Source organism: Paraburkholderia dipogonis (assembly GCF_042680985.1).
GTDB classification, from domain to species: Bacteria; Pseudomonadota; Gammaproteobacteria; order Burkholderiales; family Burkholderiaceae; genus Paraburkholderia; species Paraburkholderia phytofirmans.
The window spans coordinates 70,309-93,925 of record NZ_JBHUFR010000022.1 but is presented as its reverse complement, the minus strand read 5'-3'; the positions used below and the strand labels follow the sequence as shown (position 1 = coordinate 93,925).

Below are 23,617 nucleotides of genomic sequence, written 5' to 3'. Positions count from 1 at the left end.
AGCACGTCACGCTCATGAACTCCGCTCTATCGGCCTTCGATCTCGCCCGCATCCAGTTTGCGTTCACCGTTTCTTTTCACATCGTGTTTCCGGCGCTCAGTATCGGCCTCGCCAGTTTCATCGCCGTGCTCGAATGGCGCTGGCTGAAAACCCGCAAGGCGTACTACAAAGACCTTTGTCTGTTCTGGTCGAAGATCTTCGCCGTGGCCTTCGGCATGGGCGTGGTTTCCGGCGTGGTGATGAGCTATCAGTTCGGCACCAACTGGTCGGGCTTCTCCAGTTTCGCCGGCCCCGTCACCGGCCCGCTGTTGATGTACGAAGTGATGACCGCGTTCTTCCTCGAAGCGGGCTTCCTCGGCATCATGCTGTTCGGCTGGCAGCGCGTTAGTCCGCGCGCCCACTTCGGCGCCACGCTGATGGTGGCGATCGGCACGCTGATTTCGACCTTCTGGATTCTCGCCTCCAATAGCTGGATGCAAACGCCACAAGGCTTCGAAGTCGTCAACGGCCGCGTCGTGCCGCTCGACTGGTTCAAGATCGTTTTCAATCCGTCGTTTCCGTACCGGCTCGCGCATATGGCGCTCGCGGCATTCATCGTCGCGGCGCTGGTAGTGTCGGCGGTGGGCGCGTGGCATCTGTTGCGCGGACGGCGCGATCCCGCAGTCAAGAAAATGTTCTCGATGGCGCTCTGGCTTTTGCTGATCCTCACGCCGGTCCAGGCATTCGTCGGCGATCAGCATGGTTTGAACACGCGCGAATATCAGCCCGCCAAGATCGCGGCGATCGAAGGCCTCTGGGAAACCGAAAAAGGCGGCACCGCGCTGAACCTGTTCGGCATTCCCGACATGCAGGCGGAAACCACGCGCTACGCCGTGTCGATTCCGCATCTCGGCAGCCTGATCCTCACGCATAGCTGGGACGGTGAAATTCGCGGCCTTAAAGAATTCCCGCCGCAGGACCGGCCGAACTCGACCGTGGTGTTCTGGAGCTTTCGCATCATGGCCGGCCTCGGCGTGCTGATGATCCTGATGTCGATGGCCGCGTGGGTGCTGCGCCGTCGTGGACGCCTGTTCGAATCGAAGTGGTTCCAGCGCGTCGCCGTGGCGATGGGACCGACGGGTTTCATCACGCTGCTGGCCGGCTGGGTCACCACCGAAGCCGGCCGTCAACCGTGGGTCGTGTACGGCGTGATGCGCACCTCGCAAGCCGTGTCGCCGCTCACCACGCAGCAGGTCGGCATTTCGCTGATGACCTTCGTGGTGGTGTACTTCCTCGTGTTCGGCACCGGCGTCTACTACATGCTCAAGCTGATGCGCGCGGGTCCCGCGCTGCCCGGACACACGCCGCACGAAGCGCCGCCGCGCTCGCCGAACCAGACCGCGCGCCGCCCGCTTTCCGCCGCCGATCACATGATCGACGCCGCCTGAACCATCCTGCTTCACAGCTACTTGCGATAGAGAAAAAACATGGACGTAACCGTAGTGTGGGCCGCGATCATCGCGCTGGGCCTTTTCATGTATGTGGTGCTGGACGGCTTCGATCTGGGCATCGGCATCGTCTTCCCGTTCTTCCCCGATGAGAAGGAACGCGACCTGATGATGAACACCGTCGCGCCGGTGTGGGACGGCAATGAAACCTGGCTGGTGCTCGGCGGCGCCGGATTGTTCGCCGTGTTTCCGGCGGTCTACTCGACCGTGCTGTCCGCGCTGTATCTGCCGCTGATCTTCATGCTCGTCTGCCTGATCTTTCGCGGCGTGTCGTTCGAGATTCGCGCCAAGGCCAATCGCACGAAGCATCTCTGGGACCTCGCGTTCATCGGCGGCTCGGCGGGCGCGACCTTCTTTCAGGGCATTGCGCTGGGCGCGTTCCTGCAAGGCATTCCGGTAGTGGACGGCGCGTATGCCGGCGACGCCTTCGGCTGGCTCACGCCGTTCAGCCTGCTCACGGGCCTCGGACTCGTGGTCACGTATGCGCTGCTCGGCTGCTGCTGGCTAGTGGCGAAGACCGAAGGCGACCTGCAGCGCCGCCTGCATCGCGTGGTGTGGCCGTTGACGGTCGTGCTGCTCGGCTTCGTCGCGATGGTCAGCCTGTGGACGCCGCTGCAGGATCCCAATATCGCGCAACGCTGGTTCCACGACGGCCTGTTCTATCGTTTGCTGCCGGTGCCGTTCCTCGTGGCGGTCGCGGCATTTCTCATGCATCGCGCGGTGCGTGAGCGGCATCACAACACGCCGTTCGCGCTCGCGCTGCTGCTGGTGCTGCTCGGCTACGCGGGGCTGCTGGTGAGCTTGTGGCCGTATGCGATTCCGTCGAGCATGACGCTGTGGGAAGCGGCCGCGCCGCGTTCGAGCCAGATGTTCACGCTGGCCGGCGCAGCGGTGATTCTGCCCATCATCATCGCCTACACGACAATGGGTTATTGGGTATTTCGCGGCAAGGTGCGTCATGGCGACCAACATCACTATCACTAAGCTGACGAACTCCGGCGCGAGTCACGGCACGAATCACGGCGCCACCCACGGCGTATCGCCGGCGACCGTGGCGCCGGCGCGCAAACTGCCGGGCTGGCTCTGGTTCATCGCGCTATGGTGCTTCGGCGTGGGCTCGGCGATGTCGGTCGGATTCGCATTCAAGATTCTGATGAATGCGACGTTATTTGCAGTCAAATAGAGGCTGCTTCAGCGTGCTTCGATCCGGCGCGCATAACCTTCGGAATCCTGCATGGACGCCTTCAAAAAAGGGCGAATCGGCTCGTCTACCAAGCAAGCCGAAAACCTATGTGCGAGAGACCTGCTTTGGACATCATGCGGCGCATCGGAACGGACGGCGATTTAACAAATAAACTGGCAATTGGCGGCGTACCGGCGCAAGTCCCCTCGAGGAACCCGCCGGAAGATGCGCCGCGCCACCGATCAGGCATATGATCGCGGGGTGGGCGGCAATGATGCGATTCACGAGGCTAGAAGTAAAACGAGACCCTATAACGGCGGTAGCCCACATCGGGCAGGCCCGACTCGCGGAGACATCATGAAGTTTCTTGTAGCCGACGACCATGAACTGATCCGGCAAGGCGTCAAAGGCATGCTGCGCGGCCTCGATCCCGACGCCCAGTTCGACGAAGCCGACAACTGGGAGACGCTTGCCCTGCTCGCGCGTCCCGACGCCGATCACGATCTCGCCATTGTCGATCTGCATATGCCGGGTATGAGCGGCGCTTCATCGCTGGAAGTGCTGTTGAAGGCGAATCCCGCGCTGCCGCTCGTGGTTCTCTCCGCCGAAGAATCGCCCGACGAAATGCGCGCGGTGCTGGCCGCCGGCGCGCTCGGTTTCGTGCCGAAGCGCCAGCCCGCCAGCGTCATGCTCAAGGCTATCGAACTGGTGCTCTCGGGCGGCGCTTATGTGCCGATGGAGGCGCTCAGCCTGCTGGGCTCGCGCGACGCGCGAGCCGCGCCCACGCGTGCCGAAGCGCTCGCCGAACCGGCGCCGCAGCATGCAGCTCCGGCCGGTGCGCACGCGCCCAGCCAGGGCGGCGGCGCTGCGCTCACCGAACCCCTCACGCAGATCCAGGCGCTTCAGCCGCACCAGCAGCATCTGCTGGAGAATCTGTCGCCGCGTCAGCAGGACATCATGCGGCTCGTGCATCGCGGCTGGACCAACAAGATGATCGCGCGCGACCTGGGCGTCGCGGAAGGCACGGTGAAGGTGCATCTGTCGGTGATCTTCCGGGCGCTCGGTGTGCATAACCGGTCGACGGCGATCGCCGTTATCAATGGCTGGCTGGAAGCTGGGAAAACCTTGTAGCGCGAGATCGGCGAGCGGAGGCGTGCGCGCCGCTATGTCGACTAGGCGCGCCTTGGCTTTGCGGTTCGCCTGTCCTTTTTGCCATGCGCCTGTCCTTCTGCTTTGCGCATCTCCTTGTGCTGTACCGCCTCTCCTTCTGCACGCCTCTCCTTCCACTGTGCGCCTGCCTTTCTTCTGCGCGCCTCTCCCTCTCCCGTTCGCCACCCCTTTCCCCATGCACCTCTACTTCTGCGCTTCACTTTGCGACTGAGCGCTTTGGTTCAGCGTGCCTTGCGGCTGGTTCTTCGATCCCATTCTCGCGCCCCCTTGCGCCGCGCTCCCAGCAGCGGCCACCACACCACTCACCGCCCGCCCGCTCGCTTCATTTCCCACAACGTTTCCCGTTTGACCCACGCGTAATACCAGCGCCGCAGCGGCCCGCCCCTTGTCCAGCTCGGCCTGCTGCCACAGCATTTCCAGCGTGCGCCGCAAGCGCGCCGGCGTAACCGGTTTATGAAGCACCGGAATCCCCTGCAAGGCAAGCGCCGCCAGTTCGGCCGACGCCATGTCGCCCGTGATCAGCAGCGTCACCACGTTGTCGTGCCCCGCGCGCGCGAGCACGTTGCGCACGGCCGTGAGCGCCTGCGCGCCGGTTCGGTGGTTCGCCAACTGGTAGTCGCACAGCACGGCGTCCGGCACGAAGCCGCCTTCGAGCGCCGCGAGCGCGTTGGCCTCATCGCGCGCGCCGAGCACACTGCAACCCCAACGGCCCAGCAGACTGACGAGGCCTTCAAGAATCGACGGATCGTCGTCGATACACAGCACGTGCCGCCCTTGCGCCGACGGACCGCCGGCCACCGCTTCGTTCAGACTCGCCACGACGCCGCCAGGGTCGCCCGCCTGCACCGGAAAACGGAACACCGAACCGCGGCCCGGCGCCGAACGCAGTTGCAACTCGCCGCCGAGCATCTCGACCAGCCGCTTGACCGTCGGCAAGCCGAGACCGTGCCCCTGGCGCGCGTCGCGTTGCGGATTGGCGACCTGATAAAACTCCTCGAAAATGCGCGCGTGCTCCTGCGCGGGAATCCCGATGCCCGAGTCGCGCACTTCGATAAAGCCGCCCGTCTGCCGCCCGGCGCGGCGCAAGCCCAACCAGATCGCGCCGTCCTCGGTATAACGCACCGCGTTCGACAGCAGATTGCTCAGCACACGTTCGAGCAGCACGGGGTCGTCGTGCACCACCATCGCGGTCGGTGCGATGCGCAGCGCCAGGCCTTTGGCGGCCGCCTGCGGACGGTACTGGCTGCCGACCCGCTCGAACAGTTCGGACAACCGGAAATGCAGCCGGATCACCTGGGTTACGCCGCTTTCGAGCCGCGCGAGATCGAGCACCTGATTGAACAACTGGTTCAGCGCCTCGACGTTGTAGACAATGTGCTCGGCGGTTTTCGCGTGCTGCACGGGTGTTGCCGCCGTGTCGTTCAGCGAGGCGGCGAGCAGGCCGATCGCATGCAGCGGCTGGCGCAAGTCGTGGCTGGCGGCCGCGAAAAAACGCGTCTTGGCGAGGCTCGCTTCTTCAGCCACCCGTTTTTGCGCGGCCAGCGACTCCGCCAGATACTGCTGATCGACACGCGCCTGCACGACTTGCTGGAACAGCTTGCGATAACTCAGCGCGTAGACGTTGATCGCGCAGAAGAAAAACGCGAGGACGATGGCGAGCAGCGTGCGGTCGAATGTATGCGTGCCGAAATGCATGACGATCGAAGGAAACAGCAGAAACGGAATCGAGGTCGAGAAATTCAGCAGGTCGAAGCCATTCGACATGAACACGCCGGCGGCCAGCGTGACGAGCATGACCGTGTGCAGCAGCGGCAGGTCCGACTGCGGGCTCTGAAACGCGAACCACACGGCGATGCCCGGCCCGCTGTAGAGCAGCATGCCGCGCACCGCGTGAAGAATGATCCAGCCGCGCGGCGAGACGAGTTGCGGGTAACGGCGGTTGACGAGCCACAGCGCCAGGCTGGCGCAATTGGCCGCGGCATAAAAACCGAAGCACGCGATAAAGAGCGGCGGCGACGGTATGTTCGGCCAGTAAATCGATACCAGCACCGCGATCGAAAACCAGTGCGAAAAGAAAGCGATCGGATCTTGCGCATACAACACGCGCACCAGGTCTTCGTCGATAGCACGCTGGATCGGGTCAGCCCGCATCACGCGGTCTCCTCGGACTCGGCAAATTCGGTTATGTGGATCGCAAGCGCGGCGACGCCAGCGGCGCGAACCGCATCGGATACTTTGGATACGGCGTGGCTCTGCGTCTGCGATGCAACTGCGATGCGATTGCGTAGCCGCAGTGCGATGCAAATTTCCAGTGCAAGCCCGTTTTACTTCAGACGAATACGATGCACTTTGCCGGATGGTTTACCCGGCAGTTTACCCATCAGCTACCACTTAATCCATATAGGCGAAGCCGCCGCTGGAAACCATACTGGCTTCATATTCCAGCGCGGCCTCAAAGCTTCAACATCCACACCCCGCCGGCAGTTCAGGCTCACCGCGCTCCTTGCCTTTCCCCTTATGGAGGTTTTCATGGGCGCAGTTCCGAGCCACGCGTTCGTCCGCAATCTCGACGATGCAATCCTGCCGGATTTGTGGCGCCGGCGTACCCGGTTGTCCGGCGACGAAATGGTGTCGATGGTCGAACTGGTCAAGCGGGCTTTGCGGACCTATCACCCGCTCGAGCTGCAGGCGCTCGGCGAGGACAAGGAAGAACTGGTCGCCCAGTTCATCTACGCCAAGGTGCTGCGTCTCGCGCCGGGCCACACGGAAACCCATGCCTGCGCCGAGAGCGCACCATCCAACGGCTACGCATTGTGCGCGTATTTCCGCCGCTACCTGATCGACTGCCTGCGCAGCGCCGGCCATCAACGCAACGTATCGATGGAAAACGACGGCATGGCGCAGGAAATCGATCTGCACGCGCAGGCGCTGGAAGATCCGGTGGAAAGCGTGCTGCTGCAATACGGTCTCGACGAACAGCGCGTGCGGGTCTCGGCGCGCGCCTTTATCGAAAGCCTCGATGAACCGGAGCGGATCGTGCTGGCCGGCAGCCTCGGCTGGTGCTCGGAAGGCAAAGGCGGTTTGTCGGCGGTCGCTGCGCAGCATCGTGTGCCCTCGTATCACTATCGCGCCGTCAAGCTCGGCGTCACCATGAAGAAGACGGCTGGCGCCGAGGATTTTTCGAATACCAAGATCGGCCGCTGGCTCACGGACGTGCTCGGCATCGAGATCGAGATCGACAATCGCCCGGCGATTCTGCTCGCGCTGAACCTGCTCGCCGCCGAATCGAGCGACAGCGAAATGAATGAAGCGGCCGCGTAATAGCACGCGGCCGTGCGCCCGCGGCGCCCCGGCACCCTCTCACGACGTCCCGTACGCGGCACAGCCGGCCCGCGCGCCACATACGATGCGCCTTTTTTTGTGAGCGCGCACCGCCTAGGATAAAAAAGCTGTCGCCGCACGCCGTCTTGCTTCCGAAGTCCTGGTTGTCTTTCCCCGCATTCCATTCCAGACGAGGTGGTCGTGATGAACCGCTTATCGAGCGTCGTGACTGCGATCCAAGCGCATTACGATGTGGTTGTGGTGGGTTCCGGTTATGGCGGCGGGATCGCCGCGAGCCGTATGGCGCGCGCCGGCCGCCGCGTGTGTCTGCTCGAACGCGGGCGCGAGTTCATGGCCGGTGAGTTTCCCCGCACGCCGTTTCAGGGCGCTGAAGAAGTGCAATACAACACGGCGCTGGCGCATATCGGCTCACCGCTGGCGTTGCTCGAAGTGCATGTGAACGACGACGTGAACGCGGTGGTCGGCTGCGGTCTCGGCGGCACCTCGCTGATCAACGCGAACGTCGCGCTCGAAGCCGACCCGCGCCTGTGGGACGACCCGCGCTGGCCGGCCGCCTTGCGTGCCGACAAGGCTGGACGCGACAAAGGGTACGCGTCCGCGCGAGCGATGCTGGAACCGTCGCCGGTGCCGCAGAGCTATCCGGCCTTGCCGAAATTGCAGGCACTTGAGAGATCGGCGCAGGCGCTCGGCATGGAAGACCAGTTCTCGCGTCCGGAGATCACCGTCACCTTCGATGACCGCACGAATGCCGCGGGCGTCGAGCAGAAGGCTTGTGTCGGCTGCGGCGACTGCAATTCCGGCTGCAATTACGACGCCAAGAATTCGACGCACATGAACTATCTGCCCGACGCCGTCGCGCACGGCGCGCAGATTTTCACGGGCACCGCCGTCCATTCGGTCCTGCGCGACGCGGCCACGGGGAAATGGATCGTCGGTTACCAGCTGGTGAGCCTCGGCCGCGAAAGCTTCGGCGCGCCCGATCTGTTCGTGAGCGCCGATATCGTCATCGTATCGGCGGGCACGATCGGTTCGACCGCATTGCTGCTGCGCTCGCGCAAGCAGGGCTTGAGCGTCTCCAACATGCTCGGCAAACACTTCACCGGCAATGGCGACGTGCTCGCCTTCGCCTACAACACCGAGCCGGTGATCAACGGCGTCGGCTGGGGCGCGCATGAAAAAGGCGAGATTGCACCGGTCGGACCGACTATCACCGGCCTCATCGATCATCGCAAGACGCCGAACGTGAGAGACGGCTACGTGATCGAAGAAGGCTCGCTCGCCGGTCCGGTCGGTGCGGCGCTGGTCGGCCTGCTCGGCGCCGCCGCGCCGCTCGAAGGAGTGGATGTCGCGCCGCGCTCCGTCGCGGAACAGCTCGCTTACGACGCCCGCGTGGCCACGAGCTTTCTGCGCGGCCCTTATCACGGCGCGCTCCATCACACGCAAAGCTACCTCGTCATGGCGCACGACGACGAGAACGGTGAGATCGACGTGGACGACAAAGGCCAGCCGCGCATCGTGTGGGAGAACGCCGGCAAGCAGCCGATCTTCCAGGCGGTCGAAGACGTGCTCAAGCGGGCGACCGTGCCGCTCGGCGGCAAATACATGCGCAATCCGATTTCCACCGATATTATCGGCAACCGCACCGTCACCGTGCATCCGCTCGGCGGCTGCGGCATGGGCGAAGATGCGGAACACGGCGTGGTCGATCACATGGGCCGCGTGTTCAGCGGCGCCACGGGCAACGCGGTGCACGACGGACTGTATGTGATGGACGGCGCCGTCATGCCGATGTCGCTCGGCGTCAATCCGCTCCTGACGATTTCCGCGCTGGCCGAACGCAATTGCGAATTGCTGCTCGCCACGCACCCGCTGAACGCCGCGCCGGCGGAAGGCGCCGCCGTTACGCCGAGCTTGCCGCCTCCGCCGACGCCGCAGGCCGCGTCCTCGTCGTTGACGCCCTCCTCGCCGCAGAAGATCGGTCTGCACTTCACCGAAACGATGGTCGGCACCTACACGCCGAACGTTGCAGGCGAAGCGGCCACGAGCCCGATGGAGTTCACGCTGACCGTCGAATCGGAAGATCTCGCGGACATGATCAGCAATCCGCAGCATCTGGCGCAAACGGCCGGCACGCTGACCTGCCCCGCGCTCTCCGCGCAGCCGATGACGATCTCCGACGGCACCTTCAATCTGTTCGTGGTCAACGAGTCGGACGTGGACGAGCGCAACATGAATTACCGTATGACGCTCAACGCCACCGAAGGCAAGACGTATTTCCTGAGCGGCAAGAAGATCATCACGCGCACGTCGCCGATCAATCTATGGGAGCAGACCAACACGCTCTATGCGGAGGTCCGCGAGTCGGCGCAAGCCGATGCGCCGCTGCTCGGCAAGGCGACGCTGATCATCACGCCGGAAAATTTCCTCAAGCAGCAACGCACGCTCGAAGTCACCCACGCGCCCGATCTGAAGACGCGTCTCGAATGGACCCTGAAGTTCGGCAAGTTTTTCGCGGGCGTGCTGTTCACCGAATACGGCGGCGTAGCCGCACCCTTGCAGTATTTCGACCCGAAAGCGGAGCCGCGTCTGAAGCGCGCGTTGCGCGCGCCGGCACCGCAAATCGTCTTTTTCGATACGCCCGACGGCACGAAGCTCAGGCTCACGCGCTATCACGACCCCGCGCGCAAAGCGGCGCGTCCGGTGCTGCTGATTCACGGCTCGGGCGTATCGAGCCGCATCTACTCCACCGACCTGATCGCGACCAACATGGTCGAGTATCTGTTCGCCGCCGGCTACGATGTGTGGCTCGTGGATCTGCGCGTCAGCATCGAAATGCCGAGCGTGTTCGTGCCGACCAATGTCGACAAGGTGGCGCGCGAGGACATTCCGTCGGCGGTCGCCAAGATCCGCGAATTGACCGGCGTGCCGGAGATTCAGGCGCTCGGGCACTGCATGGGCGGCGTGGCGCTGACCATGTCGCTGCTGTATGGACTCGAAGGGGTGCGCTCGGTGTTCATTTCGCAGGTGTCGGCGCATCCGGTGCCGGGCACGCTGGAGAAGATCAAGGCCGGCCTGCATATTCCCGACTTCATGGAACATCTCGGCCTGCTCGACGTGACCGCGTATACGGAACACAAGTCGTGGCCGCAGAACCTGCTCGACGAAGCGCTCAAGTTCTACCCGCTCAATCATAAGGAAGGTTGCGGCAATCCGATCTGCCATCGCGCGACCTTCCTGTATGGCCTGCTCTACGAGCACGAGCAATTGAACCAGACGCTCCACTCGAACCTGCAGGAAATTCTCGGTGTGCACGACGTCGGCGTGTTCAAGCATCTGGCCGCGATGGTGAGAGCACACAAGGTGGTCGATGCCGAAGGCAAGGATGTCTATCTCACCGGCACCGACGGCATGAAAGGACTGGAGGGCATGCGCCGGCCGATCGGGTTCATCCACGGCGATAAAAACGAAACCTATCTGCCGGTCAGCACGCAACTCACCTACGAAATGCTCGTCAAGCATTTCCCGGAGCAGCCCTACGAGCGGACCATCATTCCCGGCTATGGACACATCGACTGCATCTTCGGGAAGAATGCAGCGGTGGATGTCTATCCGGTAATCGTGAAGTATCTGGACGCGCATTGACGCAGCGCGCGGCGGCGTAGCGCGCTCAGAACAGCTTGCCCGGATTCAGAATGCCGTGCGGGTCGAGCGCATGTTTGATCGCGGCCATCGCCGCCAACTCCGCCGGTGAGCGCGAGATCGGCAGGAACTCGCGCTTGAGCAAACCAATGCCGTGTTCCGCCGACACCGAACCGTGCAGCGGTCCGAGCATGTCATAGACGAACGCGTACACCGCGTGATGATCCACGCCGGGAATCGAATGGCCGTCCACGGTGACATGCAGGTTCGAATCGCCGATATGCCCGAAGAAATACGACGCGTTGCCCGGCCAGCGCTGATCGAGCGCTGCACGGCAATGATCCACGAAGACGCCGATCTCGCCGATCGGCAGGCTCACGTCGAAGTTGATCGCGTCGAGCCGCACCGGAAACTCCGCTGTGCATTCGCGAATCGCCCATAGCGCGCGCACGTCGGCCACCGACTGCGCGATCACCGCGTCACGGATCGCGTCCGCGTCGAGTGCTTCGGTTAGCGCGGCGGAGAAACGCTCGCCGTTGTCGGCTGCGTCGAAACTCGCGTGTTCGATCAGCGCATAGAGCGGATGCGCGTCGGCGAACGGCGAACGCGTGCCGGTCAGCTTCACGCCGAAGTCGTAGAAATCCGGCCACATGATTTCGAACGCGCCGATATCGTTGCCGAAGCGCGTCGTCAAACGGCGCAGCAGGCTCACGGCGGCGTCGTAGCCGTCGAGCGCGACCAGCGCCGTATGGCGCGCGGCGCGCTGCGGATGCAATCGCAGCACCGCGCGCGTGATCACGCCGAGCGTGCCCTCGGAGCCGATGAACCAATGCTTCAGGTCATAGCCGGTATTGTTCTTGACCATCTTGCCGAGCGACGTCAGCACGTCGCCATTGGCGAGGACGACTTCGAGACCGAGCACCTGATCGCGCGCGGTGCCCGACTGGATCACCCGGTTGCCACCCGCATTAGTCGCGAGATTGCCGCCGATCTGGCAGGAACCGCGCGCGCCGAGATCGAGCGCGAGTTCGAAGCCGGCTTCGGCGGCGGCTTCCTGGGCGGTTTGCAACGTGGTGCCGGCGAGAACGGTCAGCGTGGCGGACGCGCTATCGACTTCCTCGATACCAACTAGCCGTTCGAGCGACAACGCAATATCCGTGGCGCGCGCAATCGCGCCGCCCGCGAGACCGGTCATGCCGCCTTGCGGCACCACGGGCTGATACGCCGCGTGGCAGATAGCGAGCGCGCGCGAGACCTCTTGCGTGGTGCGCGGCAGCAGCAAGGCGGCGGGTCGCGTCGGTTCGTGACGCGTCCAGTCGGTCATCGCACGCTCGCCGATCTGCTCGCCCACGCGTACGCTGTCTTCACCGAGCGCGGCGCGTAATGCGTCGAGTGTCGCCGAAAGCGGCGCGGCCTGGTTCGCCGTGCTGTTGTCTGTCATGCAGTGGTTCCTTGCGCGCCGTCAGCGGCGTGTTTCTTCCGATAGCCCATCGAGTCGTTGATACGCCCGAGAATATAGTCGCCCGCGGCGACCGTTTGATACTTGAGATCGGCTTCGCTGGTGCCGAGATCGCGCGGATCGACCAGCGCGCCGTAAGTCGGATCATAAAACGTCGCGATCGAATAGCGCTCGCGCCCGGACGCATTGATCACGCGATGCAAGGTGGAGCGAAAGCGGTCGTTGGTCCAGCGCGCGAGCAGATCGCCAACGTTGACCACGAAGCTGCCCTCCACCGGCGGCGCCTCCACCCACGTATCGTTGGCGATTTCGCGCACTTGCAGGCCGCCGACCTGATCCTGCCACAACAGCGTGATGCAGCCGTAATCGGTATGCGGCGCGACGCCGAACTGATCGGCGTCCGATTGGGGCGGCTGCGGCGGATAGTAGACCATCTGCGTGCGCTGCATCCGCTTCGTGTAGCGCGGCGCGAAAAAGTGTTCGTCGACGCCGAGGCTCACCGCCACCGCGCGCAGCAGATCGGCGCCGCACTCAGCGACCGCCTCGTAGTAGCCATACAGCGCGGGACGCAACTCCGGCATGAAGTCCGGCCAGTTGTTCGGGCCGCGCAATGCCTGGCCGGCCAGCACGTCGGGGTCGTCTTCCGGCAATTCGAGGCCGATGCTGAAGAACTCCTTGTAGTCGGGACGCTTGGCCTGATACATGGTCGCGTCGCCGAGCGCGTTGAAACCGCGATGCCGCTGATTCACCGCCGCGCGCCGCTTGGTCTCCACCGGAAACGCGAAGAAGCGTCGCGCGGCTTGCGCGGCGGCATCGATCGAATCTTGCGGTACGCCGTGATTGACGATGTAGAAGAAGCCGATCGTCGTGCACGCTTCGTGGATTTCCTGCGCCACGCGCTGCAACGCCTGCGGGTCGGCCGCGCGAACGCCGGCGAGATCGATGATCGGAATGCGGGTCACGGGCATCGCGCTGCTCCTGAAGGTGCGGCTTAATCGGCTGATGAAAATGGCGGTTTAATCGTCTGCGGGAAGATGCATTCCCGCGCCGCGCATTGCAGTTGTATATACCGCCAAAAGCTCACCCGCAAGCTGCTTTCCAGTGCTTCGCATAAGGGCTTTTCTCTACTCGCGTGTTTATTTATTTCGCGCGAAAACTGCGGTATATACTGCCTCGCATGACTCGCGCCGAGTTCGCACCGGACTCGTTTCATGCACCACGTTTGCGCGGCACCGCTTTGCCAACCGGAGAATCTCATGAGCATCCTTGCAGGCTGGAAGTGTCGTTTGGTCATGCTGGCGTTGTGCGCGGCAAGCGTCACCGCCCACGCGGAAGATCAGCTCGCCAAAGTGAAGAAAGCCGGCGAACTGGTGGTCGGCACCGAGATGCAGTTCGCGCCCTTCGACTTCCTCGAAAACGGTCAGCAGGCCGGCTTCAACAAGGACCTGTTCGCCGAAGTCGGCAAGGAGATGGGCGTGAAGGTGCGCTTTATCGACTTGCCGTGGCCGAGCGTGCTGCCGGGTCTCGAAGCCGGCAAGTTCGACATGGTGGGCGGCCCGCTGACCGTCACCAAGGCGCGCATGGAACGCTACACGTACACGCTGCCCGTCGCGGACGCCACCGACGCCCTGCTCAAACGCGCGAACGATACGTCGGTCAAGCAATCGTCGGATATCGTCGGCAAGACGGTCGGCGCGGGCAAGGGCTCGGCGCAACTCGACCAGTTGAAGGCTTATGTCGCCACGCTGCCGAAGCCGCCTGAAATCCGCGAATACGTCGACAACAATCAGGCCTACGCCGACCTCGCCGCCGGTCGCATCGCGGCGGTCGCGAACTCCATGACCAACATCGCGTACGTGGCCAAGCAGCGCCCGGAAACCTTCGCCGTGGTGCAGCCGCCGTTCGGCGCGAAGGTGTACTTCGCCTACTGCCTGCGCAAAGACGCCGACAGCAAGCCGCTCGCCGATGCCTTCAACGCCGCGCTCGTGAAAATGCATAACGACGGACGCCTCGCCGCATTGCAGAAGAAATGGTTCGGCGTCGCAATGGATGCGCCGACCACCATGCCCACGCCGAACTATTGACCGGCTGATGTTGCACATGTCCTGATGCACGCGATGCGGTCTTTGCAAAAACCGCATCGCCCCCCCGTTCCAGCGAGTGCGACGCTTATGTTCAGCACGACCGTGTTCCTCCAGGGCTTGCCGCTGCTGCTGCATGCGGCGCTCGCCACCATCGGCATTTCGCTGGCGGGTCTCCTGATCGGCTTCTTCGTCGCGATCGGCGTATGCGCGGCGCGGCTCTCGCCGAACCGCGCGGCGCGCATGTTCGGCGGCGCCTATGTGTTCTTCTTTCGCGGCGTGCCGATGCTGGTGCAGTTGCTGCTCGTGTACTACCTGTTGCCGTTCGCGGGCATCAACGTGTCGCCGATCGTGGCGGCGCTTAGTGCCGTGTCGCTGTGTTCCGCCTCGTATATCGCCGAGATCCTGCGCGGCGGTTTTCTCAGCGTTCCACCGGGCCATCTCGAAGCCGCGCGCATGCTCGGGCTTTCGCCGTTCGACATGCTGCGCCGCATTCTCGTGCCGCAAGCCTTCCGTTCGACGCTGCCCTCGCTCGTCAATGAAATGGTGCTGCTCATCAAGGCTTCGTCGCTGATCTCGGTGGTGGGCGTGGCCGAGTTGACGCGCACCGCGCAGAACATCGCGGCCAGCACCTATCGGCCGCTCGAAGCGTACGTTGCGGCGGGGCTGATCTACTTCGTGATCTGCGGCGCGCTCGCGCTCGTCGCGCACGCCGCCGAATACCGCTTGCAGCACGCCTGAGTTCGACATCGACACCACGCCATGCAAAAGCTCGATCCCACCGTCATCACCCACAACCTGCAGCCGATCGCCGCGGGCCTCGTCACGACGCTCGGCACGTGGGCCGCGGGTGTGGCGATCGGCATCCTGATCGGTTTTCTGATTGCCGTGCTGCAACTCTTTTGCGGACGCTGGGTGCGCGGCGTGTTGCGCCTCTATATCGAACTGTTTCGCGGCACGCCGTTTCTCGTGCAACTCTTTTTGCTGTACTACGGCGGCCCGTCTTTCGGCCTCACGCTCGAACCGATGACCGCCGGCGTGCTCGGCCTGGGCCTTTATGGCAGCGCGTATTTCGCCGAAGCCTTCCGCTCCGGTTTTCAGTCCGTGCCGCCGGGGCATCTCGAAGCGGCGTCGTGTCTTGGCCTCACGCGCTGGCAAGCAGTGTTGCGCATTCAGGTGCCGCAAATGCTCGTGCTGATCGTGCCCGCGCTGACCAATCTGATCATCGTGTTGAGCAAGGAAACCGCCGTGTTGTCGATTGTCACCGTGCCCGAACTCACGTTCGTGCTGACCGGCATCGGCTCGGCTACTTTCGCTTTCGTCGAAACGCTGCTGGTGCTGTGCGTGTGCTATCTCGCGCTGGTCGAGCTGACTTCACGCGCGGGCATGTGGGCCGAAACCCGCATCGCGCGCTTCATGGCATGAACGGAAAGAGGACTCTCTTATGAACGCTATCGCCGACATGCCCTCCTCCGCGTCCTCCGCTACGGTCGGACCTTCGTCCGGCGCGCCGCTGATCGAAGTGCGCGACCTGCGCAAACGCTTCGGCGAAGTCGAGGTGCTGCGCGGTGTCGATCTCGAGATCGCACGCTCGGAAGTGGTGTGCATCATCGGCCCATCGGGCTCGGGCAAGAGCACGCTGCTGCGCTGCCTCGCCGCGCTCGAAACCTACGATCAGGGCGACGTGCGCATCGAAGGCGAACTGCTCGGCTACAGCGAGCGCAACGGCAAACGCGTGCGCGCGTCGCAAAGCGAAATCAACCGCGTGCGGCGCAACGTCGGCATGGTGTTTCAGCAGTTCAATCTGTGGCCGCATATGACGGCGCTCGGCAACGTGATGGAATCGCTGCTGCGCGTGCGGCATCTGTCACGCGACGAAGCGCGCCGCCGCGCCAACGCGATGCTCGAAACGGTCGGCCTCGCGCACAAGGGCGACGCCTATCCGGCCAAGCTCTCGGGCGGCCAGCAGCAGCGCGTGGCGATTGCGCGAGCGCTCGCCATGGAACCGCACATCATGCTGTTCGACGAGCCCACCTCGGCGCTCGATCCTGAACTGGTCGGCGAAGTGCTGCAAGTGATGAAGCAGCTCGCGCGCGACGGCATGACGATGGCGGTGGTCACGCACGAAATGGGCTTCGCCGCGCAGGTCGCGGACAAAGTCATGTTCATCGATCAAGGCAGGATCGCCGTGCAAGGCAAACCGCGCGATGTCTTTCACGATGCCGGACAACCGCGCTTGCGGCAATTCCTGCAAAACTACTTCGACCGCAACGCGTTCTGGACGCGCGGTCCCGACGACGCACAGCCGCTATGAGCACGCGCCGCCGGCTTCTTCCTGCCTCACGCGGACACTGACGCAAGGGCCGCCGATGTCCTCCACCGTTCGCAGCCGCGCTCACGACAAGCCGCTTTCCGCATCGGCGCTGAAAGCCGCGCGCGCCGCGGCCGACGCGCCGGCCGCGCGCTACGAACAGGTCAAGAGCCATATCCGGCAGATCATCGAATCGGGTGAACGCCGCGCGGGCGACCGTCTGCCGTCGGAACTCGATCTGGTCGCGACACTCGGCGTATCACGCATGACGGTCAATCGCGCGCTGCGTGAACTGGCCGAAGAAGGACTCGTGACCCGCGTCTCGGGCGTCGGCACTTTCGTCGCGCAAAGCAAGCCGCAATCCACGCTGCTGATGATCGCCCATATCGGCGACGAGATCCGCTCGCGGGGCCACGAATACCGCTGCGATACGGTTCTGTCGCAACGCGAAACGGCGTCCGTGATGGTGTCGAACGCGTTAGGGCTCGCGCCGGGCGCTTCGGTATTTCATGTGATTTGCGTGCATCGCGAGAACGGCTTGCCGGTGCAGTTGGAGGATCGCTATGTGAATCCGGTCATCGCGCCGGATTTTCTGCTGCAGGATTTCTCGGCGACGCGGCCGTCGGAATACCTGTTCGAGATCGTGCCGGCACACGACGTCGAGCACGTGGTCGACGCCGGCCTGCCTACGCGCGCCGAAGCGGAACTGCTTGAAATTCGCGCGGAGGAACCGTGCCTCACGCTGATGCGCCGCACGTGGACGAGCGGCGTGGCGGTCACGTTCGCGCGGTTCGTGCACCCTGGGTCGCGTTATCGGCTCGGCTGCCGCTTCTCGCCGGAGTTGTCGCAACGCCAGGGTTGAAAACGCGCGGCTGTTAAACCGCGCTACACGTTCCCCGCGAGATGAAAACGCGACGCCGGATGCCACAACTGCACCGAGGTTGCCACGTCGTCGCCCACCCACGTGCGGCGCCAGAGTTGCAGACACGGCTCACCGATATCCATCAGCAGATGGCGGCGCACATAGGCGTCGGGCTTCTGCGCATAGATGCGAAACTCGGCGCGCTGAATCGGCGCGAGCCGCACCATGTAGTGATTCGGCGTTTCGATCGTGAAATCCTGGTTCAGATAATCGGGGAACACCTTTGGGTTGACGTAGCGGTCCTCGTACTGGATCGGCTCGCCCTCCTCGCTGTGCACGATGCACGAATGAAAAGCCGGCCCGCTGGCGAGACCGAGCGCCTCTAGCGCCTGCGGGTCGTCGCTCGGTTCGAGCGTCAGCACGCGTGCCGAATGGCGATGGCCGCGCGCGGCGATTTCGTCGGCGATGTTGCGGATTTCCAGCACCGTCGATTCATAACGCTGCGGCGCGACGAACGTGCCGGAACCTTGCACGCGCGTGAGCACGCGCTCGGTGGTCAATTCGCGCAACGCGCGCGACACGGTCATGCGCGCGACGCCGAATTCCTTGACCAGTTCCGTTTCGGACGGGATCAGCCCGCCGGGCTTCCAGTCGCCTTCGCTGATGCGCCTGATCACGTAGCGTTTGATCTGCTCATAGGCAGGCATGGCTTTCGCCGGTGTCTCCTGGCTGCGATCAGGGCGGTCCTGCGTCTCCGCGGTGCGCGTGCTTGTAGTTGTGTTCACTCCGACCTCGTGGGTGATACGCCGGTTGTACCTGGTTGGTACACCTTGACCGGCTTGCCGGCGGATAGCCCGCTCACCGGCGGCGTCTGCGTCATGCGATGTGCGCGGCAGCCTGCCCGTCGTTGACAGCGATGTTCGCGGCTGCGCGCACGTGGCCCGCGGCCGCCAGATTCGCGAGCGTGGCAGGTGCCGCCGGGGCCGCGCCGTCGGCGGACGTGAGCGGCCGAGGGCCAATCTTACCAGGGTTCGGCAAGGGCGGCGGCGCCTCGTCGGCGATCATGCGAAAGGCGGCGCTCATGTCGTCCGCGAGCGGACGGTCGTCGCGGTAGGTCGGCACGACGCGCCGCACGCGCTGCCACAGCGCACCGGTGTGCGGTGCGCGTGGCGCGTCAATACTTTGCAGGTCGTAGGCTTGCGCCGCCGCCAGCAATTCGATCGCGACGATGCGTCCGGCGTTGTCGATGATTTCCAGCGCCTTCAGCGCAGCGGGCGTGGCGTGGCACAGGTGATCTTCCTGCAAGGCCGAGGTAATGCCGCCGTCGAGACTCGCGGGCAGCGCGAGCCGCCGGTTCTGCGCGACCAGCGAGGCCGCCGTGTACTGCGCGATCATGAAGCCGGAACAGGTGCCGCCCGGCTCGGCGAGAAACGCCGGCAGGCCGCTCACCAGCGGATTGACGAGACGGTCGAGGCGCCGCTCGGCCATTGCGGCGACTTGCGCGATCGCGGTAGCGAGGCTGTCCATTGCCAGCGCGATCGAGGCGCCCACCGCGTGCGCCTGCGAATACACGCGCGGCTCTTCCGGCGTGCCGGCGACGATCGGGTTGTCCGTAATCGATGCGAGTTCGCGATTGACCACGTCGGCGGTCGCGGTGAGCACGTCGCGCGCGGCGCCGTGCACGTGCGGAATGGTCCGCATGCTCAGCGGATCTTGCGTGCGTTGACCGACCACCGCCGCGAGAATGCCGCTGTCGGCCAGCGCGGCGCGCATGCGCCCGCCGACCAGGTTCAGGCCCGGCGAGATACGCAAGGCCAGCGAATCTTCATCGAAAGCAGCAAGCTGGCCACGCAGATTCTCGAAGCTCATCGAGGCGACCATGTCGGTCCAGTCGAGCAGGCGTTCGGCACGCGCGAGAGCCAACGCCGCGAGGCCGGTGACGCACGGCGTGCCGTTGACGAGACTCAGCCCTTCCTTGGCTTCGAGCACGAGCGGTTCGAGCCCGAGGCGTTGCAGCGCGGCGCGTCCTGTGAGCCGCTCGCCGCGCAAGCGCGCGTAACCTTCGCCGATACAGACGAGCGCGATATGCGCCATATGGCTCAAATAACCGACCGAGCCGAACGCCGGCACTTCCGGCAGGCAATCCGCGTTGAGCAGCGCCACCAGTTGGTCCGCGACTTCGAGGCGAATCCCCGAGTGTCCGTGCGCGAAGTTGTTGACGGCCGCGGCCATGACCGCGCGCGTTTCGGCGGCGCCGAGCGGCGCGCCGACGCCGACCGCGTGACTCATCAGAATGTTGCGCGACAACGTGCGCTGCTCGCCCGGCGAAACGACGACGTCGCACAACGCGCCGACGCCGGTATTCACGCCATACGCGCGAATCCCGCGCTCGACGATCTGTTCGACCAGCACGCGCGCCGCGGCGATGCGCGCGCGGGCGTCGGCGGAAAGCTCGAGCGGCTCACCGGCGGCAACCGCTGCCACCTGAGCCCAGTCGAGAGGACGATTGGAACGGATCACGGCCATATGAACGCTCTGCCTGGTGAATTACCTGGTGATGCTGATTAGTTGGTGGTGCGGTCCTGATGGCTCGAAACGAATTGCCGGAAGCGATCCGACTTGCATTCGACGAACACTTCGTCGGGCGTGCCGTCGGCTTCCACTTGCCCCTGATGCAGGAACATCACGCGATTCGAGACATGGCGCGCGAAACCCATTTCGTGCGTGACCACCAGCATGGTGCGGCCCTCTTCGGCCAGCGAGCGCATCACGCGCAGCACTTCGCCCACCAGTTCGGGATCGAGCGCCGAGGTCGGCTCGTCGAACAGCATGACTTTCGGATGCATGGCCAACGCGCGCGCAATCGCCACGCGTTGCTGCTGACCGCCTGAAAGATGCGCCGGATAGTGGCCGCGCTTTTCCGCGAGACCGACTTTCGCCAGCAGCGCTTCCGCCTCTTCAACCGATTCGGCGCGGCTGCGCTTTTGCACGCGCATCGGCCCTTCGATCAGATTTTCCAGCACGGTCATGTGCGACCAGAGGTTGAAGTTCTGGAACACCATGCCGAGTTGCGAGCGTACCCGGTCCACCTGGCGGCGGTCGCTCGGTTGCAGTTTGCCGTCGCCGCGGCGCTTCATTTTCAACTCTTCGCCGGCGAGCGAGACCGAGCCGTCGTCGGGCGTTTCGAGCAGGTTCAGGCAGCGCAGGAACGTGCTCTTGCCCGAACCGCTCGCGCCGAGAATCGAGATCACGTCGCCTTGATGGGCGTCGAGCGAAATGCCTTTGAGCACGTGGTGATCGCCGAACGATTTGTGAATGTTCTTGACCGACAGTGCAACGGGTGCCGTAGCGTTCATGGGATTCTCCAGATTCATCCAGGATGGGCGGCCGTTCAGGGCGCGGCGCGGCGTGCTTCGGTGGTGGCGGAAACCGGGCGGTTCGCCGCGGCCGGGCGCGCCGCGCGCAGATGGCGCGACAGACGCGTTTCGAGCATGCCGAGCAAGCGCACGATGACGAAATTCAGGAACAGATAGATCAGCGCGGCGCAGATGAAGACTTCCGTCGTGCGATAGGTTTGCTGAATGATCTGCTGCGCGACGCCGGTCACTTCCCACACGGTGACGAGACTCGCGAGCGCCGTCGATTTGACGAGCAGCACCGCTTCAGTCGAATACGCCGGCAGACACTGGCGCAAGGCGATCGGTCCGATCACGCGGCGCAGCAGCGCGAAACCCGATAGGCCGATCGAATAACCGGCTTCGATCTGACCGACCGGCACCGCCATCAAGCCGCCACGAATGATTTCGGCGGTATAGCCGGCCGTGCATAGCGCGAGCGACAACACCGCGCACATGTATGGCTCGCGCAGCACCGGCCACAGGAAGCTCTCGCGGATCACGCCGAACTGGCCCATGCCGTAGTACACGAGGAACATCTGGATCAGCAGCGGCGAGCCGCGGAACACGAGGATATAAGCGCGCGCGAAGCGATTCGGCAGCCAGTGCGGCGACACGCGCATCGTGACGATCACGAGCGAAAGCAGGCCGCCGAGAATCAGCGAGCAGAAGAACAGGCCGAGCGTGGTCGGCACGGCCGCGAGCAGTTGCTTGATCGTGTCGAACAGAAAGTCGAAGTCGAAATGCATGATGGCCGCCCTCGTCAGTTACGCGCGAAGTTGCGCTTGAAGGACCGGCCCACGTGCGCTTCGGCACGGTTGAAGACCCGGTTCGAGATGCTGGTCATGATCAGATAGAGCGCGCCGCCCACGACGAAGAACGTGAAGTATTGATGCGTGGAACCCGCCGCCACCTGGCTCGTGCGCAGCAGTTCGGCGAGCCCCGTCACGGAGATCAGCGCCGAGTCCTTCAGGCTCAATTGCCAGACGTTGCCGATGCCCGGCAACGCGAAACGCAGCACTTGCGGAATCAGGATGCGGCGCGCCATGGTCAGCGTCGGCATGCCGATCGAGCGCGCGGCTTCGAGTTCGCCGCGCGACACCGCCAGCACCGCCGAGCGGTACACCTCGGCCTGGTAGGCGCCTGAAATCATGCCCACGGCCAGCGCGCCGACCACGAACGGCGGCACGCCGACAAAGCCTTCCGCGCCGAACAACTGGCCGACGCTCGTAACGAGCGTCGAGCCGCCGAAATAGAACAGATAGATGACGAGCAGTTCAGGCACGCCGCGAAACACGGTGGTGTAGATATCGCCGATCACGCGCAGCGTACGAAAACGCGACAGCTTGGCGGCCGCCACCAGCGCGCCGAACACGGCGCCGACCGCGAGTGCCGCGAGCGTGAGCGCCACCGTCATCAACGCCGCGAGCAGCAATACGCCGCCCCAGCCTTCCGGCCCGAAGCCGAGCATCTGTATCAGAGCCATTCCCTACCTCTCATCTTCATCCATTGCGGCGGATCGAACCAGCCGGCGCGCGCGGCTCTTTCGCCGCGCGCGCCTGCCGTTGCCTCTCGACGTGTTGGCGAATCAAGGCGTGACGTCGGTCTTGAACCACTTGTCGGAGAGCTTCTTGACGGTGCCGTCGGCGAGCGCGGCGCTGATCGCGGTGTCGAACTTCGCTTTCAGGTCGGCGTCCTGCTTGCGGAACGCGAGGCCTTCGCCCGGACCCCAGATCGGCCCGCCGATCTTCGGACCGGCCATCACGATCGAGGCGGTTTCTTTCTTGTCGATGTTGGCGGCGTAGTACGTCACGTCGTCGAATGAAGCGTCGATGCGGCCGTTGGCCAGATCCAGATCGCGTTCGGGCGAGGTCTTGTAGACGCGGATCGTGGCCACGTCCTTGAAGCCGTCGTTGATGAACTTGGTGTAGACCGTGCCCGACTGGATGCCGATGGTCTTGCCCTTTAGCTGTTTGCGCAAGGCATCGACGGTCGGCTGGTCGGCTTTCGGGTCGCCGGACAGCTTGACGACGCTCGCGCCCGGCGCGGCCTTGGGCAGCACCTTGGCGTCGGCGACGGCGAACGTGGCGGGCGTGGCGGCATACGGCTTCGAGAAGGCGATGATCTTTTCACGCTCCGGCGTGATCGAGATCGCGTCCATCAGGACGTCGAACTTGCCCGCTTGCAAACCGGGAATCATGCCGTCCCAGTCTTGCGCCACGAGATTGCATTGCAGCTTGATGCGCTCGCACAGGTTGGCGACCAGTTCGGGTTCGAAGCCGCCCAGTTTGCCGCCCGGCAAGGTCAGGTTCCACGGCGCGTAGCCGCCTTCGAGCGCGATCGTCACCGTCTTCCAGTCTTTGGCCTGCACCGGTGCCGCGAAAATCGCCGCGGCGCCGAGCACGGCGCCGATCAATGTTTTTGCTGCCGTCGTGCGCTTCACTTTCACGTCGAAACTCCTTTGATTGAGGACACCATCGAACCGGATGTTTAATCGCTGCTTAATTTGTATAGACAAGTCTGCATGAGTCAAAAAGCGGTCGCAAGAGAATTTGTGAGAAATTGGTTGAATCATCGGGTAAGCCCCTAGATGATTCAGCGCAGCATGGCTTTGCGGGGAGTTCTTAATGGGTGAAAGAGGCGCGGCGCACGTCGCAACTCAGACGAGCGCGAGCTATTTTGTCTAGA

General features: G+C 64.0%; 20 protein-coding genes. 11 read left to right on the top strand and 9 right to left on the bottom strand.

Going from position 1 to position 23,617, the window contains the following annotated elements; all coding sequences use genetic code 11:
• Positions 1 to 14: 14 nt before the first annotated feature.
• The 4 genes from ACFSNN_RS27585 to ACFSNN_RS27570 all read left to right on the top strand — a co-directional run bounded on the left by ACFSNN_RS27585 (position 15) and on the right by ACFSNN_RS27570 (position 3,801).
• On the top strand, positions 15 to 1,427 hold the full coding sequence (locus ACFSNN_RS27585; RefSeq protein ID WP_134465118.1) for a cytochrome ubiquinol oxidase subunit I: 1,413 nt from the start codon (positions 15 to 17) through the stop codon (positions 1,425 to 1,427).
• 39 nt (positions 1,428 to 1,466) lie between these two features.
• A complete protein-coding gene (gene cydB / locus ACFSNN_RS27580) occupies positions 1,467 to 2,471 on the top strand; it encodes a cytochrome d ubiquinol oxidase subunit II (protein WP_116144100.1) in 1,005 nt (334 codons plus the stop codon).
• The gene (locus ACFSNN_RS27575; protein ID WP_134465119.1) at positions 2,446 to 2,670 is read left to right on the top strand and encodes a hypothetical protein; all 225 of its coding nucleotides are present in this window, start codon (positions 2,446 to 2,448) and stop codon (positions 2,668 to 2,670) included. The genes cydB and ACFSNN_RS27575 overlap by 26 nt, the downstream gene beginning before the upstream one ends.
• Before the next feature lie 357 nt (positions 2,671 to 3,027).
• Entirely contained in the window at positions 3,028 to 3,801 is a 774-nt protein-coding gene (locus tag ACFSNN_RS27570) for a response regulator transcription factor (RefSeq protein WP_134465120.1), read from the top strand.
• A 222-nt stretch (positions 3,802 to 4,023) separates the two neighbouring features.
• On the opposite strand, the gene ACFSNN_RS27565 is transcribed toward ACFSNN_RS27570, so the two are convergent.
• Positions 4,024 to 5,991, bottom strand: coding sequence for an ATP-binding response regulator (locus ACFSNN_RS27565; protein WP_134465121.1), 1,968 nt, complete (start codon positions 5,989 to 5,991; stop codon positions 4,024 to 4,026).
• 378 nt (positions 5,992 to 6,369) lie between these two features.
• On the opposite strand from ACFSNN_RS27565, the gene ACFSNN_RS27560 reads away from it, so the two are divergent.
• Complete coding sequence (locus tag ACFSNN_RS27560) at positions 6,370 to 7,161, top strand: hypothetical protein (RefSeq protein ID WP_134465122.1); 792 nt, start codon at positions 6,370 to 6,372, stop codon at positions 7,159 to 7,161.
• 204 nt (positions 7,162 to 7,365) lie between these two features.
• Entirely contained in the window at positions 7,366 to 10,824 is a 3,459-nt protein-coding gene (locus ACFSNN_RS27555; protein ID WP_134465123.1) for an alpha/beta fold hydrolase, read from the top strand.
• A gap of 25 nt (positions 10,825 to 10,849) precedes the next feature.
• Here the strand turns inward: ACFSNN_RS27555 and ACFSNN_RS27550 are convergent, their stop codons facing one another.
• Entirely contained in the window at positions 10,850 to 12,262 is a 1,413-nt protein-coding gene (locus ACFSNN_RS27550; protein WP_134465124.1) for an FAD-binding oxidoreductase, read from the bottom strand.
• Positions 12,259 to 13,248 (bottom strand): isopenicillin N synthase family dioxygenase, encoded by a 990-nt coding sequence (locus ACFSNN_RS27545; RefSeq protein ID WP_134465125.1) that lies wholly within the window; start codon positions 13,246 to 13,248, stop codon positions 12,259 to 12,261. The genes ACFSNN_RS27550 and ACFSNN_RS27545 overlap by 4 nt, the downstream gene beginning before the upstream one ends.
• A gap of 288 nt (positions 13,249 to 13,536) precedes the next feature.
• Between ACFSNN_RS27545 and ACFSNN_RS27540 the strand changes: the two genes are divergently transcribed.
• The 5 genes from ACFSNN_RS27540 to hutC (ACFSNN_RS27520) all read left to right on the top strand — a co-directional run bounded on the left by ACFSNN_RS27540 (position 13,537) and on the right by hutC (ACFSNN_RS27520) (position 17,534).
• Positions 13,537 to 14,364: a transporter substrate-binding domain-containing protein gene (locus tag ACFSNN_RS27540; RefSeq protein WP_134465126.1), complete on the top strand. Its 828-nt coding sequence runs from the start codon at positions 13,537 to 13,539 to the stop codon at positions 14,362 to 14,364.
• A gap of 87 nt (positions 14,365 to 14,451) precedes the next feature.
• Positions 14,452 to 15,102: an amino acid ABC transporter permease gene (locus ACFSNN_RS27535; protein WP_134465127.1), complete on the top strand. Its 651-nt coding sequence runs from the start codon at positions 14,452 to 14,454 to the stop codon at positions 15,100 to 15,102.
• A gap of 21 nt (positions 15,103 to 15,123) precedes the next feature.
• On the top strand, positions 15,124 to 15,786 hold the full coding sequence (locus tag ACFSNN_RS27530) for an amino acid ABC transporter permease (protein WP_134465128.1): 663 nt from the start codon (positions 15,124 to 15,126) through the stop codon (positions 15,784 to 15,786).
• A 19-nt stretch (positions 15,787 to 15,805) separates the two neighbouring features.
• Complete coding sequence (locus ACFSNN_RS27525; protein ID WP_134465129.1) at positions 15,806 to 16,675, top strand: amino acid ABC transporter ATP-binding protein; 870 nt, start codon at positions 15,806 to 15,808, stop codon at positions 16,673 to 16,675.
• Positions 16,676 to 16,730: 55 nt separating this feature from the next.
• Complete coding sequence (gene hutC, locus ACFSNN_RS27520) at positions 16,731 to 17,534, top strand: histidine utilization repressor (protein ID WP_134465130.1); 804 nt, start codon at positions 16,731 to 16,733, stop codon at positions 17,532 to 17,534.
• Between the two features lie 23 nt (positions 17,535 to 17,557).
• Here the strand turns inward: hutC (ACFSNN_RS27520) and hutC (ACFSNN_RS27515) are convergent, their stop codons facing one another.
• The 6 genes from hutC (ACFSNN_RS27515) to ACFSNN_RS27490 all read right to left on the bottom strand — a co-directional run bounded on the left by hutC (ACFSNN_RS27515) (position 17,558) and on the right by ACFSNN_RS27490 (position 23,378).
• Positions 17,558 to 18,319, bottom strand: coding sequence for a histidine utilization repressor (hutC, locus tag ACFSNN_RS27515; RefSeq protein ID WP_377688990.1), 762 nt, complete (start codon positions 18,317 to 18,319; stop codon positions 17,558 to 17,560).
• 91 nt (positions 18,320 to 18,410) lie between these two features.
• Positions 18,411 to 20,060, bottom strand: a complete 1,650-nt coding sequence (locus ACFSNN_RS27510; protein ID WP_134465131.1) for an HAL/PAL/TAL family ammonia-lyase — start codon at positions 20,058 to 20,060, stop codon at positions 18,411 to 18,413.
• 38 nt (positions 20,061 to 20,098) lie between these two features.
• A complete protein-coding gene (locus ACFSNN_RS27505; protein WP_012426714.1) occupies positions 20,099 to 20,890 on the bottom strand; it encodes an ABC transporter ATP-binding protein in 792 nt (263 codons plus the stop codon).
• A 35-nt stretch (positions 20,891 to 20,925) separates the two neighbouring features.
• On the bottom strand, positions 20,926 to 21,678 hold the full coding sequence (locus tag ACFSNN_RS27500) for an ABC transporter permease (protein WP_134465132.1): 753 nt from the start codon (positions 21,676 to 21,678) through the stop codon (positions 20,926 to 20,928).
• Between the two features lie 14 nt (positions 21,679 to 21,692).
• Entirely contained in the window at positions 21,693 to 22,415 is a 723-nt protein-coding gene (locus tag ACFSNN_RS27495; RefSeq protein ID WP_012426712.1) for an ABC transporter permease, read from the bottom strand.
• Positions 22,416 to 22,517: 102 nt separating this feature from the next.
• The gene (locus ACFSNN_RS27490; RefSeq protein ID WP_134465133.1) at positions 22,518 to 23,378 is read right to left on the bottom strand and encodes a transporter substrate-binding domain-containing protein; all 861 of its coding nucleotides are present in this window, start codon (positions 23,376 to 23,378) and stop codon (positions 22,518 to 22,520) included.
• Positions 23,379 to 23,617 lie beyond the last annotated feature (239 nt).